We start from the raw sequence: 14,683 nt of genomic DNA, 5'->3' as shown, positions 1-14,683 counted from the left end.
CGAATTCACAAGCGGCTGTACTGGCGTTTTTTGCGCCTGGCCCCGATTTATTGTGGTCAGGTGACGCCATCGGCAAACTACCGTTGCAAAAGCAGGCTTGCAGCGCCGCAATAACCACAGCATTCAAAGGCCTGTTGGCTGGCGGAGTAATACTTCCTTAAACTAGGGAAGATGCGAATGCATCGCGCCGGTCGTCACGTTATGGTCGCTACAGTAAAAACAGTGTTCCCAGCCCCAGGAAGGCAACAAAACCCACAATGTCTGTCACCGTAGTCAGAATTACCGAGCCGGATAGGGCCGGATCGATTTTCAGCTTATCCAGGATCACCGGCAAGAACACACCGGCCAGGGCAGCGCTGACAATATTCACCAGGATTGCCAGACAAATCACAATACCCAATATGGCATCGGTGAACCAGAAGTAGGCCACGATACCTATTACCATGGCCCAGATGACGCCATTTACGCCGCCAACTTTGAGCTCTTTTACCATCAGCGCCCGGAAGTTGGCGCTGGTCACCTGCCCCAACGCAAGCCCGCGCACGATCAGGGTGAGCGTCTGACTACCGGCAATCCCGCCCATACTGGCCACTACCGGCATCAGTACCGCTAACGCAACGACCTGTTGCAGGGTGGCTTCAAACAAGCCAATAAACCAGGACGCCAGAAAAGCCGTTAATAGATTAATACCCAGCCATACGGCACGGTTTCGGGCACTTTTCGCTACCGGCGAGAATAAATCCTCGTCTTCATCCATACCGGCAGACGCCATCACCTGACGCTCATAAAATTCGTTAATTAACTCGCCCGCTGACTGAATCTCCAAACGGCCCAGTAACTTGTTGTTTTCATCCACCACCGGCAACGACGCATACCCGGACCGCTGCACTTGCAGTGAGGCAGAGGTGCTCTCATCGTTGCCTTTTAATACCGGAATATTTTCTTCGGTTAACTCCACCAGCGGCACGTGCTCGGGCGCACCGAATAAGCGAGTCAGTTTTACCGCAGCAGAGAACTGGCCCGAGCGGTTCACCAGGAAAACCGTGTCACAGTGTTGCGGCACATTACGACGGATCAACCTGAGACCTTCACGCACTTTGGCATTTAGCGGCAGCACCAGCAGTTCGTGGCTTATCCAGTGCCCCACCTCATCATCTTTAAAGGCGGTAGCTTCGCGGAAGAATGCCTGCTGCTGTGCATCAAGCGCAGCATAGGCCAAATCCACCAGCCGGGTGGGTAGTGAATCCAGTAGTTCGAGTAAATCTTCAGCATCAATGTCTGAGAAAATCGCGGCCCATTCGTCATCCTGTATCACATCAATCAGGATTTCACGGGGGTCGCTTCGCATCTCGACCAGCACATCAAGCTTACGGTCGCGTGGCAGGCCATCCCATACAGCAATACGCCGCTCAACCGGTAACGATTCGAGCAGCGTAGCAATATACACATCATCCTGCCCCACCAACGTGGTGAGTGTGGCAGCAGGATCATCGCCCGTTCCGTCAGAAACAAACTCTTCAATGAGATCCGGTAACGGTTCAGCCATGAGATACCTCCAGGGAAAAAAATGTTGTATCCAACCAGCGGGCGGGATAAGCCTTCATGCTGTCGGAACAGATATAACTACGGTAACTGCCTGGCGTGCGACCAGTTTTTTTGCATCAGGTGTCAGCCAACCATATAGGTGCCGGTGCCAAAAGCGATATGCTCGCCTGTTTCATTGTGCAGCTCCATACGACAAACAGCTACCCGGCGGCCCTTACGGATCACGGTTGCCGTTGCTATGAATCGCTTTCCTCTGCCCGGACGCAGATAATCAACCCGCATATCGACAGTACCAGCGGTAGCCAGATTCGCCTTTAGCTCGCTCAGTGCACTGTCTTCGGTTAAACGAATAGCCTGAACAATAGAAACTAAGCCACCTACGGTGTCCAGTAAACTGGCGGTAACGCCACCGTGCAGAATTTTCTGAAAAGGATTGCCGGTTAGTTTGTCATGCCAGGGCACCTCTACGCGAATGTCGTCACCATCCTGTATGACTTCCAGGCCCAACTCGCGATTAAAAGGCATCGCGTCTTTAAACAGGGCGATAACTTCATTAGTAAGTTCGCTGCGCAGCGACGATGACATAACCGTTCCTTTTTGCCTAACAGTGACACCATTGTACTATTAAAATAGTGAAAACAACCATCTACGCAAACGTTGCAGCCCCTCACACTGTCTTTTCGTCCAGAATTCCGGATTCCCCCGTGAAGCGAAGACAAAAACAGCGTAAAATCCCCCGCCATGAACATCTCAGTTGTTGCCGACGCTCAGTCTCCCGAATCCATCGCGACATCTACGCCCCAGTCTGTACTGGAGCGCATATTCGGCTACGCGAGCTTCAGAGATGGCCAGGAAGAAGTAATCTCTCATCTCTGCGATGGCGGCGACGCGCTTGTGCTGTTACCAACCGGAGGCGGTAAGTCACTGTGCTACCAGATACCGGCACTGGTCCGCGAAGGCACAGCGATTGTGGTATCCCCACTGATTTCTCTAATGCAGGATCAGGTAGAACAGCTGCAGGCCCAGGGTGTCAGTGCAGCGTACCTGAACTCGTCGCTGGACACCGACGTGCAGATGGATATCCAGGCGAAACTTCAGCATGGCGATTATGACCTTTTGTATGTGTCACCTGAGCGGTTGCTGCAGTCGTCTTTCCAGGGCTTGTTGCAACAAATTACTGTTGCGCTGTTTGCCATCGACGAAGCGCACTGCGTATCGCATTGGGGCCACGACTTCCGTCAGGACTACCGCATGCTGGGGCAAATAAAAACCCGCTTTCCTGATATTCCGGTAGTCGGACTGACCGCCACCGCCGATGCCGCCACGCAAGCCGATATTCAGGCACAGTTAAATCTGCACGCTCCGCTGGTTTACAGAGGCAGCTTTGACAGGCCCAACATCCGCTATCGGGTAATGTCCAAATATAAAGCCTTTGAACAGGTAGTTGATTACGTCAAACAACAGGATGGCAGCGGCATCATTTATTGTAACAGCCGGGCCAAGGTCGACGATCTCAACGCTAAGCTATATCGTCAGGGCTTTCGTAGCGCCGCCTATCACGCCGGCAAGGATCCTGATGAACGGGAATTCGTGCAGCGCCAGTTTCTGAACGACAAAGTCGATGTGGTGGTCGCGACGGTAGCGTTTGGTATGGGTATCAATAAATCCAATGTGCGGTTTGTAGTGCATCATGATGTACCTCGCAGTGTGGAAAGCTACTACCAGGAAACGGGGCGCGCCGGCCGTGATGGTCTGGAAGCCGAGGCCCTGCTGCTGTTTGACGAAAAGGACGCAGCCCGGGTTCGTCAATGGATAGAACAGGGTGCCAACACCGACCGCAACGACGTTGAACTGCAGAAATTTGCGGCCATGGAGGCATTTTCGGAAGCACAAACCTGCCGGCGTCAGGTACTCCTGAACTATTTTTCGCAGTTCAGCGACAGCGCCTGCGGTAACTGCGATATCTGCCTCGATCCCCCGAAAATGGTCGACGGCGTCGTCACTGCGCAAAAAGTTCTGTCATGCATTCTTCGTTTGTCGCAACAAGCATCTACACAATACGTGATTGATGTGCTTCGGGGTAAGCAGCTACGCCGGCTACAGGAAGCCGGTCATCATGAGTTGAGTACTTACGGTATCGGCAAAGACCAGTCAGACTCCTACTGGCACAACATCATCAATCAGCTTATTCATCAGGGCCTGGTTCGCGTGGACATCACGGCAAATGCCTATCTGCGTCTTACCGAAGCAGCCCGTCCGGTACTGAAAGGCGAGGTTGCACTGAAACTGGCGGTGCCGCGTCTCGAATTCAAACCCGATAAGAAAGCCAAACACGCACCGGCAAATTACGATCGCACCTTGTTTGTTCGCCTTAAGCATCTGCGAAAAGTGCTGGCAGAAGAACACGGCGTGCCGCCGTATGTGGTATTCAGCGATGCAACGCTGGTAGACATGGCGTCCAAGTTGCCAACCTCAACATCTGCGATGTTAGACATCAGCGGTGTGGGTCAGACCAAGCTCGCCCGCTATGGCGAGGCCTTCATGCAGTTAATTGACGATTACGTTAATAAGGAAGATGGCTAAGCCCGTCGGCTTTCCCTGCTGTTCTGTCTTTTGAGCACGCGGGCTACCCACACACAGCCGTAAGGCTTGCTTAAACTCGACGGGTGTAACTAAGACTAACCTGATGGCGTTGGTTAGCTCTCAACGACGTCTGTCAATTACGAGGCGCCTGGCTTATACCAATCCGCATAGGAGTTTGCCCACTCAGCAAGACTGTCAGGCTTTCTGGCTAGGCTTGGTTGCGCAGGTTTGGTGGTTCCAAATCAAGCAAGCATAACAACGCCAGAAAGTCTGACAGCATTGCCCGACGGGAGTGGCCAAAACGACTTACATCTGTGTTGCGTCCTCTGGACATAGAATGACTATGCCTCAGAGAGCGCGTCGTGATCTAAGTCGTTTTCGACTAGCCCTCAGGGATTACTCTGAGAGGGTAAATTCCTATGCGGATTGGTATTAGGAAAGATTCGCTGGTCCGCGGGCAGTGTCGAGGAGTTCTCACCGCAATTACCCAGGTAACAACGGTGAAAACGTCTTCTCAGGTAAACGCCGCATTTATGCGTAAGCGTACTCGCCGCCTTTTTCAAGCGCACGCTGGTAAGCGGGGCGATCATGAACCTTATTTACCCAGGCTGTTATCGCTGCCAGATTACTCGCCCGCCCTGACGCCACCAGTGACTCAAGCGGAAATATCATTTGTACATCAGCACCTGTCGGCGCATTGCCGGCAAACCAGTCATGAGATGACAGATAAGACTCAACATAGCGTAAACTCTGTTCGAGATTCGGGCGATAGTATGCATCCAGAATTCCGTCAATCAGCTTATTGGCTATGGGTTTGATAAAGAATGGCTTTGACGCCTTTTCACGCGCTTTCTCAAGCACCAGATTTGCAACCAGTGGCGGCATCAGTGAGCCTTCCGCGAAATGCATCCAGAAAAGGTATTGCTGATGCATGGATGCATCTTCAGGCGTGCTGAATGTCTCTTTCGCATAGTGCCTGATGAGATACTCGATGATCGCGCCTGACTCCGCAACAGCCCCGTCATCCGTGGTCAGTACAGGTGAGCGACCTAATGGATGAACGGCCTTAAGTTCCGGTGGCGCAAGATTCGTTTTTGCATCTCGCTGGTAGGTCTCCAGCTTGTATTCCACGCCGAGTTCTTCTAAAAGCCACAATATACGTTGTGAGCGTGAATTATTTAAATGGTGAAGTGTTAGCATTTTTCCCTCTGAAATATCCGGTAAAACAGACAATGCTGGCGCAAAAAATTATTGTTGGTCGTTGCGCGTCAATGGCCTTGCCTGTGACGGTTGATCTTCCCCTCGAAAATCACGCAGAGATAACTCTGAATTATCTCAACACAGCATAATACGCTATGAAGCATGATATTCAGAACCTCCTGAAAGCTTATACATCTCCATGCCCGGGAAAGATTACGCCGGGCGTAATTTTTGTGATTTGTATTCGGGGAAGGAGTGAATAGCGCTACAGCGGGCGGTTTTAATGTGGTTTTAAGGGTGACTGTTTTTGATACGCCAGCCATGCCGGGTGTATTAACGTATTTCATTTCATATTGGTTCATCTTACGTATAACGTCGCTCCTCTCTCGTGACGTGTGCAGATAAGCACACATGTTATACTGACAGCCACTCGATAATTTTTCTTTGACGGAGTCCCGTGACACTAGCCCGCCGATACGCTGATGCACTTCCCGATCTGGTAAGCCAGGTCGTACCGCAACCACTTCAGGGTATGCGCCTGAGGCTGGTGAATCACGAGTTAGCTGATGCCCTTTCTCTGCCTCAGTCCTGGTGGCAACAAAACGAACTGTTGGCGGCATTGCAGGACCAGAATTCCGCATTATCTCAAAACGCCGTCGCGCAGAAATACGGTGGCCACCAGTTTGGGCACTGGAATCCATTTCTTGGTGATGGCAGAGGCCTGTTGCTGGGAGAGGCAAAGCACGCAGTACACGGCTGGCAGGATTTGCACCTGAAAGGCGCCGGACAGACACCTTATTCCCGTCACGCTGATGGTCGCGCAGTGTTACGCTCAACATTACGTGAATACCTGGGGCAGGAGGCGCTGCATCACCTGGGTATACCGACGTCCCGCAGTTTATGTTTGTTCAGCAGCACTGATACCGTGTACCGCGAACAGCCCGAACCCGGTGCCATGATGATCCGCACTGCACCAAGCCACATTCGCTTCGGCCATTTCGAGTATTATTTTAATACTCAGAATTCGGATGCACTTGCAAAGCTGGTAACGTTCGCACTCAACGAACACTTTCCTGAATGTCTTCAGGCTGAGAATCCTTGGGCTGCCATGTTGCTTGCCATTACACTGCGCACGGCACGTCTTGTCGCGCACTGGCAGGTACATGGGTTTGTACATGGCGTGATGAACACTGACAACATGTCGGTGCATGGCATTACATTTGATTATGGTCCCTATGCATTTATGGATACCTTTACGTCGTCGGCAGTATTTAATCACTCCGATCACGAAGGACGCTATGCGTTTGATCGCCAGCCAGGTATTGCGCTATGGAATTTAAATGCGCTTGCACATGCCTTTTCTGACCAATGCTCCATTGAGGAGTTACGGGATGCGTTGTCACGCTTCGAACCGGTATTTCTTGACCAGTATCATCGCCTCATGACCGCCAGAATGGGGCTGGACACAGACGACACCGGCATCAAACTTATGCAGGACTGGCTGTCCATGCTTGAGACTCAGCAGCGCGATTATACTGACAGCTTCCGGTTACTGGCGTTGGCCGATTTAACCTTATCTTCTTCCCCTCTGCGCGATCATTTTCCCGACAGAGACAACTTTGACGCGTGGTGGCAGAGCTACCGCAACTACCGGTTGCATGGAGAGACCGCGTCGATACCGCAAGCCAGTCTGCTTTCAAAAAATCCGGCAGTGATTCCACGCACGCATCAGCTGACCGAACTGATTTCTGAGGCAGAGGCAGGCGACTGGTCTACAGTAGAGCAATTCCTTGGTGCGCTGACATCCCCTTTTGATACCCGTTGGGATAACCATCCGTTTTCACGTCCACCTGCTAACCCGACATCGGTCTCATTATCATGCAGCAGCTGACGTCAGAAGCACTCAGACTGGCATACCGGCGGGAAGATGACGTGGTCCGGATACTGCTGCCACTGCCACATACACCGGCGGCCACCCTACGCTGGGTCAGTCAGTTTGCCACCGTCACCAATGCTACACTTCAGTCTGAGGAGTGGGGCGCAGACCGGTTTCAATCGACATTGTTTACCGGCGAGTTGCAGATCCTGATAAATATTGAATGGCTTTGCGATGCCATCTGGCTGGAGTTAATTGCAGGCGGTGATAACGCTGGAGACAAATTGTGGGACTGGTGTCAGAAAACGCTGGGGACAGTCGAGAAGCCCGCAATCTAATTCGTTTTCCGTGCATTTTCACGATAGTGCATTGCCCGCAGACAGTCTGTTTCTGGCAGTACTTGTTAACAAATCCCACTGCCGTGTTACTTGCAATACCCACTCCCATTCTGGGGAGATAAATAATACGCGGTGGCCCCAGAACGACACAGCTATAACATCTCGCCAGAACAGAAACCCGTCCGCGATGCGCCCCTTTCTGACATCAACGCTTTACACGCTGACTTTCCTGTAGTTTCAGAGAATTATGCGGTTAATGTTCACAATCTGGAAGTTATTCCGCTAGTATGGAGATATGCATTTTTGACAGGGACGCAACTTCGCTTCGCATGACAGTTCAGCGATACAACCCACATAGTTTACTCAGGTACTGCGCAGTCGTTGTTATGTGCTATCTGATGCTGTGTTGCTTTCCTGCCCTCGCCAAGCCGGGTCATGACCACATCGTCGTCAATGAACAGTTCCGCTCTCAGCCGTTTGATATTAATGCGCAGTGGCGGGTAGTCCCCCGTCAGCATGCCTTCGATACCGTCGTCTCCGGGTACAACAACTGGCCCAGATGGATTTATCCGCAGGCCCAGCCGGAAGATACGCGTCTGTGGTTGCAGGCCAGAGTCTCCAATACCGGTAACACGCCGCTTTCCCTGACGTTGCTCTCTGACCGCATTAATCTGGACAATGTGCATCTTGTGCTGCTTGACGGGCGCGAACGCATTACCGACTCGATGAACTATCGCTCAGCCAGAAGCGAAGAGCTCCCGACCCGCTTGTTGCCAACCGTGAAATTTGCGTTTCGTCTGCAACCAGGTCAGACAAAAACCATTCTGCTGAGTATTCAGGACGATGGCCTGCTGCCTCCAGCATTGACCTTATGGGAAGACAAAGCCCTACAGACCTATGCCCGCCAGATGTTGCTGTTACTTGGCATCGCACTGGGCACCCTTTTCGTTTTGTTCGGCTATTTTATTATTTCTTATTTATACCAGCGCACACCGGCACGCTTCTGGCTGGCGGCGACATTCGCTTTATTGTTTGCTTTTGCCTTTACCATGCAGGGCGGACTGGTGCTATGGCCCGGGCTAACCAACCTGTCTGAATATGTGCTGGTGTCGATACTGGCAGCATTTTTCGCCACAATGGCCAAGGTTTGTCATAACCTGTTCCCCCGAATTCCGCTGCCTTTGCGCCTGCTGAATTATCTGGCTGTCATAGCGCTGCTGTGCGTCGTGGCCGTATCCACCCCTTATCAGACCACGATTGCCGCTTACATTGCCGCACCAATCATTGGCACACTGCATATGCTGTTGGCTATTATTTTCCGGGATCGCCGCAATCGCGCGCAGTCACGCACGTTTATCATCAGCTGGCTGTTTTTGTTTGCCACCTACGCGGTACAGCTGGATGTTGTTGCACAGGCAATTATGGTGACGCCGCTGGTTTCCCTGCAACTGATTCTGATAATGACCCTGGCAATGCTCAGTTTTGCGTTTTGCGTTGAGATAAGAGAACGAAATATTAGCATTCAGCAGATTTCGGCGCGGGAAAAGACCATCAGCCAGCTCAATCAGTTTTACGATCTCTTTCGTAACTCTGCCGAGGGGCTTTATACCTCAACACTGGAAGGCAAGCTCATCAGTGTTAATCCGGCGATGTGCACCCTGTTTGGTTACCCCGACGAAGAGACTATGCTCAGAAGTGTTGAGAACACACGCAATTTCTACACTTCCCGTGAGGAACGTGATTTGCTGGTTGGGGAAATTCTCGAACGCGGTACCGTCATGGGAAGAGAGATAAAGGGGCTTCGGGCGGATGGCTCTGAGTTCTGGTTTTCCCTCTCTTGCCAGATCCGTAAAGAAGATATCAACAGCTTCTTGTATGGCTCGATATTCGATATCACGGAACGCAAGCAGTCAGACATAAGCATGGAATACCTTGCCACGCACGACTCGTTGACCGGGGTTTACAATCGCAGGGAGTTTGAGCAGCAGCTTCATCACGCACTGGAAAACAGAACATCAGACACCGTGGTTTCGATACTGTATCTGGATTTAGACCGCTTTAAGGTGGTAAATGACACCTGTGGGCACAGCGCCGGTGATGCGCTGATAAAAGACGTCGCGCAACTTTTTCAGGATACTATTCAGGGCCAGGGACATCTAGCCAGACTTGGGGGGGATGAGTTTGCCATTCTCATAGAGAACCAACTGGAAGAAAGCGCCTACCTGTTGGGCGTAAAACTGCTCAATGCACTGCAGGCGTACCGGTTCGTATGGGAAAATCGTATTTTCTCTCTGGGCGTCAGCATCGGCCAGGTTGTCTGTGACAGCTACAAGCATACGCCCGAGCAATACCTGAGTATGGCAGATGCGGCATGCTACATTGCCAAAGAGCGGGGGCGTAATCAGATACACCGCTACTCTAATGAAGATGAGAGTTTGAAGCGCTACGAGCAGGAGCTAAACTGGGTCAGTGCTATTAACGAGGCGTTGGAGAACGACTGCTTCACGCTGTACTACCAACATTGCCGGCCGCTGAATAAAGCGATCGACGGGGATTACTATGAAATCCTCCTGCGCCTGCGAAATGAAGACGGCAGTCTGGTACCGCCAGGCGCCTTTTTGCCCTCTGCAGAGCGCTATAACCTGATAAGCAAAATTGATCGCTGGGTGGTGGAAAATACCTTCCGCTGGTTTGCCGCGCATCGCGATGCCCTGGATTCCCTGCAGCGCTGTAGCATCAACCTCAGCGGACAATCGTTGGCTGACCGTGACCTGAAACTGTTTATCCTTAATGCGTTTGAATCCTTCGGGATCCCGTATCAGAAAGTCTGTTTCGAAATCACAGAAACTTCCGCGATTCTGCGCATGGATGAAACCAAGGCCTTTATGCGCACTTTCAGACAGTTAGGCTGTAAATTTGCCTTAGATGATTTCGGAAGTGGTTTCTCATCCTACACCTATCTGAAACACCTGCCGGTAGATTGTGTGAAGATTGATGGCAGCTTTATCAAAGATATGCTCAATGATCCGGTTGATGCCGCTATGGTGTCGTCGATAAAGGATGTGGCCAAAGCCATTGGCATGGAAACGGTAGGTGAGTTCGTCGAAAACGAAGCGACGATGGCCCAGCTTGGGAGAATGGGCGTGGATTACGCGCAGGGCTACGGTGTTGCCATGCCGGCACCACTGGAAGAATACAAGCCCTTGTAAACGCACTTCGCCAGATAAAAGCAATATTTTCTGTTCTACACACTTATAAGCACAGCAACAGGCAGTTTATCATTGCTGGTGAATAGGATTCCTACCCACGGCTTGCTATAATGCGGATACTATCACATTTTAGCAGGCCCCCCGGCCTTGTAATTAGCAGGAACACCCCCAATTCTTTGCTTCCTTTAACGGGTGTAGAAGTGTCATGACCATAAAGCAACCTAAGTACGAATATGTAAGTTCAGCCAAATTGCCTACCCGCTGGGGCAATTTCCGCATTCATGGTTTCGTTGAAGCCAGTGGTCAGGAACACGTGGCGCTATCGTACGGTGAGTGGGAAGCTGGTGACACCGTTCCAATTCGTATTCATTCTGAATGCCTCACCGGTGATGCGCTTTTCAGTACACGATGCGATTGCGGTTTTCAGTTGGAAAAGGCATTACAGAACATTGTGGAAAGCGGCCACGGTGTATTGCTGTACCTGCGTCAGGAAGGGCGTGGTATTGGCCTGCTGAATAAGATCCGCGCTTACAATCTTCAGGACAGCGGCATGGATACGGTAGAGGCCAACGAGCATTTAGGTTTTGATGCCGATCTGCGCAGCTATGATATTTGTAAACTGATGCTGGAAACACTGAATGTTACCAAAGTCGAGCTGATGACCAATAACCCCCGTAAACTTGATGCCCTTGAAAAGCTGGGCGTAGAAATTGTTGCCAGAAAACCGATTGATCATGGCATTACTAAAGACAACAAACACTATCTGAAGACGAAAACCGAGAAACTCGGGCATGCCTTCGATCCCCACCTGCTAAAATAATCTGACACCATGAGGTAATCGCGCTGCTCTGAGCAGTGAGCAACGCTGACCTGCACACCGTGTCATAAAAGCGCTGGTCGTAAACAAGCTGAACCTGCCAGCCGGGTTCGGTTCAGCTTAGGTTAATCCCGCAACGACTATAAATTATACAAGCTTTCGAAAAACCGCCCCGTTCAATCGTGAATTTGCGGTTTAAGGAGATTGTATGAAACGTACAACATTAACATTACTGGTAACGCTGACACTGGGTACGGCATTGCCGGCAACGCAGGCGATTGCCACACCGGAGCCTGCCAGCGATATGGCGCAGGCAACCTACACGGATGCCGAGCTGGACAGTTTGCTGGCGCCCGTCGCCCTTTACCCTGATTCTGTGCTTACGCATATTCTGATTGCCGCCACCTATCCACTGGAAGTGGTCGCTGCCGACCGCTGGCGGCAGGAAAACCAGCATCTGACCGCTGAGCAGGTGGCAGTGCAGGTAGATGCCTTTAACTGGGATCCGAGTGTGAAGGCGCTGGCGCCGTTTGAACAGGTTTTGCGAACCATGGCAGACGATCTTAACTGGTTACAGGCACTGGGTGATAACGTGCTGATCAGTCAGTCGCGCGTTCTGGCCAGGGTGCAGGTGTTGCGTCAGCACGCACTGGAAAGTGGATCATTGTCGGACAACGACTACCAGACCATAGAGCGCGACAAAGAAATTATTGTCATCGAGCCGCGCCGCCGGGAAGTCGTCTATGTCCCTTATTATGACACCAGAGTGGTATACGGAAACTGGTGGCACCCGGTCGCGCCGGTGTACTGGCACCATCCGGTAAATTACCGCAATCATTTCGGTTTTTACTGGAGTCCGAGTATTCGTTTGTCGACGTTTTTCTATTTTGGCGGTATTCACTGGCATAACCGCCATGTGGTAGTCACTCGTCAGCCGGTTCGTCATTATTATCGCGGCCCCGGTGTAAAACGGGTTTACACAAAAGAATATCGACGCTGGGATCACGACGTGAATCACCGCCGGATCCGTTATTCGAACCGTGTAGTTCATAGTTCGCCTTCTCGTTACAACACGCTGCAGCGTGAACGTAACGTAGTAAAAACGCGGGAGCGTCAACTGGATTATCGCGAACAGCCTACCCGTCGCGTTGTCGATTTACGTGACAAATCCCGCCGCCAGGTTACCCCTGTAACCCCCAGGGCGACCCGGGAGCAGGTCGTAAGAGGGTCTGACAAGCACAAGCAGATACAGCGCCGTATGCAGGATAAATCGGTAGCGTCTGAACGGTACTCGCGCAATGTCAACAAGCCTGTGGTGCAGCAACGTGATGTGGTTACGCGTCCGCCGAAGGCCGTAAATCGCAATCCGGTAGCGCCTAAACAACACAAGCCGGCAGACAGACAATATGCGAAACCTGTAGCGCCGGCGCCACAAAGCAGCCGCAGCCAGTCGCAAAATTACAGTAAACCGGTACAGCGTAGTTATTCCAAGCCGGTTCAGCGAAACATTGAGCGTCCTTCGGCTTCCCGTCGTGTTGAACACAGTTCACCGCGGCCGCCGAAGTCATCAGAGCGCTAATGGCGGATCACATCCACATTGGTTATTGGTAAGAAAACAAAAAACGGGCTGATGCCCGTTTTTTATTACCCGTCTGATGTTGTCACAATGGTGTGCTTATCAGTTTGTCGACTCTGCGTAGCGAGTAATAAACGCATCCACAAAACGCGGCTGTGAGGCCTCATCCAGATTGAAGTACAGCGACGGTTCAATTAACTCAAGCTCAATGATCGCCCATTGGTGCTGATAACGAATTAAATCGACACGGGCATACAGAGAGTCAGTCGGCATCGCCTGCAGTGCCTGTTTGCACGCCCTCAACATGGACGCGTCAGGGATGACCGGTTGTAAGCTGCCACCATGCTCTTCCTGAACACGAAAGTCACCGTCTGCTGGTGTTTTTAAAATGGCATGACTGTACTCACCATTAAAATAGAAAAGTGAATACTCACCCTCATCCAGCACTTCTTTTACAAAGGGCTGTATCATAATATCTCTGCCAGCATATAGTTGACCCAGTTCACTCTCCCGGCTGCTGGCATCGTCGCGATTCAGGCGAAAGGTATCATCCGCGTTGGCGCTAAGCGTCGGCTTAACAATAACGGTGTCGGTATCAAACTCAGAAAAGCATGCATTCACTGCCGCCAGGTTATAGCCAGTTTCCCAGCGTGTAGGAAGCGTGGTAACGCCTTTGGCCGCCATGTCTTTGAGATAAGTTTTCTGTAAATTCCATTCCATCAGCGACAACGGATTATCCAGATACGCCCGCGACGCCGCGATACGGCGCAAGCATGCTAAAAATGCCGCCGGGCTTTGCTGGTAATCCCATGGGCTTCTGACGATCACCGCATCGAATGCATCCCAGTTGCTTTCTTCGCGCCACGGCACTGATGTAACCTTCCACCCGGCTTTCGCAAAGTGGGGAATAAGTAAATCGTCGTACACAAAGAAGTCGCCTAAATCGCTCATCGATAAAAATGCGATATGTTTCATACTGCGCAACCGCTCCCCTACATTTCTATGACAAGGTGTTTATTAACGATATCGATACGCTTGGGAAGCTGATTGCCAAATAAACCCAGATTCAGCTCAGTAAAGTCCAGCAGCAGTATCATGGGAAACTGTCGGCCCTGCATCTGATTGATTGCATTCATCAGCGCCTGACTGTTTTCCAGCGTATTGTCCTGCACCTTAAACTCCACCAGCGTAGGTTTTTCTATCTGCAACTCTTTGCGCTCGGCGCGGTACTTCAGCAACCCTTTCATTTTCCCTGTCGCGTTGAGCGTTTGCCCGTTCTGCTGCGCCATGATGTTTACCTGAACTGCCACATCATCCTCCAGCGACCCGAGTGTCACAACGGGATCGGTAAAGGTCAGCTTTATCTGGTTGTAGTACTGGGTTTGCGGAAAGGTCATCTTTACCATCTGATTAACGTGTTTTTCTGACAGCGTTAAGGTGATCGCACTGGCCTGAAAAGCCAGTAGTAAAGAAACGAATGTGATGACGACACGAAGCATAAGATTTCCAGACTGATTAGGGAAGGTGCAAACTCTACCA

Annotated in this window: 12 protein-coding genes; 7 read left to right on the top strand and 5 right to left on the bottom strand. The window is 51.4% G+C overall.

The genetic code is table 11. The annotated features are described in order from the left end of the window. Positions 1–208 precede the first annotated feature (208 nt). The gene (locus tag JKP77_RS12460; RefSeq protein ID WP_218311555.1) at positions 209–1,546 is read right to left on the bottom strand and encodes a magnesium transporter; all 1,338 of its coding nucleotides are present in this window, start codon (positions 1,544–1,546) and stop codon (positions 209–211) included. Positions 1,547–1,668: 122 nt separating this feature from the next. Further along, positions 1,669–2,130 carry a thioesterase family protein gene (locus JKP77_RS12455; RefSeq protein WP_218311554.1) on the bottom strand — a complete coding sequence of 154 codons (462 nt, stop codon included), beginning with the start codon at positions 2,128–2,130 and terminating at the stop codon, positions 1,669–1,671. A gap of 156 nt (positions 2,131–2,286) precedes the next feature. On the opposite strand from JKP77_RS12455, the gene recQ reads away from it, so the two are divergent. After that, positions 2,287–4,128 carry a DNA helicase RecQ gene (gene recQ / locus JKP77_RS12450; protein ID WP_218311553.1) on the top strand — a complete coding sequence of 614 codons (1,842 nt, stop codon included), beginning with the start codon at positions 2,287–2,289 and terminating at the stop codon, positions 4,126–4,128. Positions 4,129–4,659: 531 nt separating this feature from the next. Here the strand turns inward: recQ and JKP77_RS12445 are convergent. Then, positions 4,660–5,328 (bottom strand): glutathione S-transferase family protein, encoded by a 669-nt coding sequence (locus JKP77_RS12445; RefSeq protein WP_218311552.1) that lies wholly within the window; start codon positions 5,326–5,328, stop codon positions 4,660–4,662. Between JKP77_RS12445 and JKP77_RS12440 the strand changes: the two genes are divergently transcribed. The 6 genes from JKP77_RS12440 (at position 5,292) to JKP77_RS12415 (ending at position 13,147) form a co-directional block, all read left to right on the top strand. Further along, positions 5,292–5,477: a hypothetical protein gene (locus tag JKP77_RS12440; RefSeq protein ID WP_218311583.1), complete on the top strand. Its 186-nt coding sequence runs from the start codon at positions 5,292–5,294 to the stop codon at positions 5,475–5,477. The two genes, JKP77_RS12445 and JKP77_RS12440, sit on opposite strands and share 37 nt — an antisense overlap. A 308-nt stretch (positions 5,478–5,785) precedes the next feature. Next, positions 5,786–7,219: a protein adenylyltransferase SelO gene (locus JKP77_RS12435; protein WP_218311551.1), complete on the top strand. Its 1,434-nt coding sequence runs from the start codon at positions 5,786–5,788 to the stop codon at positions 7,217–7,219. Then, positions 7,207–7,542, top strand: coding sequence for a hypothetical protein (locus JKP77_RS12430; protein WP_218311550.1), 336 nt, complete (start codon positions 7,207–7,209; stop codon positions 7,540–7,542). Before JKP77_RS12435 ends, JKP77_RS12430 begins: the two co-directional genes overlap by 13 nt. A 386-nt stretch (positions 7,543–7,928) precedes the next feature. Beyond that, entirely contained in the window at positions 7,929–10,751 is a 2,823-nt protein-coding gene (locus JKP77_RS12425; RefSeq protein WP_246601191.1) for a putative bifunctional diguanylate cyclase/phosphodiesterase, read from the top strand. Positions 10,752–10,956: 205 nt separating this feature from the next. Next, positions 10,957–11,571: a GTP cyclohydrolase II gene (gene ribA, locus JKP77_RS12420; RefSeq protein ID WP_218311548.1), complete on the top strand. Its 615-nt coding sequence runs from the start codon at positions 10,957–10,959 to the stop codon at positions 11,569–11,571. Between the two features lie 205 nt (positions 11,572–11,776). Further along, on the top strand, positions 11,777–13,147 hold the full coding sequence (locus tag JKP77_RS12415) for a DUF3300 domain-containing protein (protein WP_218311547.1): 1,371 nt from the start codon (positions 11,777–11,779) through the stop codon (positions 13,145–13,147). A 99-nt stretch (positions 13,148–13,246) separates the two neighbouring features. Here JKP77_RS12415 and JKP77_RS12410 read toward each other — a convergent pair whose 3' ends face one another. Both JKP77_RS12410 and JKP77_RS12405 read right to left on the bottom strand, forming a co-directional pair. Further along, entirely contained in the window at positions 13,247–14,119 is an 873-nt protein-coding gene (locus tag JKP77_RS12410) for an ATP-grasp domain-containing protein (protein ID WP_218311546.1), read from the bottom strand. Between the two features lie 17 nt (positions 14,120–14,136). Continuing rightward, positions 14,137–14,643: a DUF1439 domain-containing protein gene (locus JKP77_RS12405; RefSeq protein ID WP_218311545.1), complete on the bottom strand. Its 507-nt coding sequence runs from the start codon at positions 14,641–14,643 to the stop codon at positions 14,137–14,139. Positions 14,644–14,683 lie beyond the last annotated feature (40 nt).

This window comes from Alteromonas antoniana (assembly GCF_019249295.1).
GTDB classification, from domain to species: Bacteria; Pseudomonadota; Gammaproteobacteria; order Enterobacterales; family Alteromonadaceae; genus Alteromonas; species Alteromonas antoniana.
Note: the sequence above shows the minus strand (reverse complement) of the source record. Positions and strands in the feature narration are given on the sequence as shown.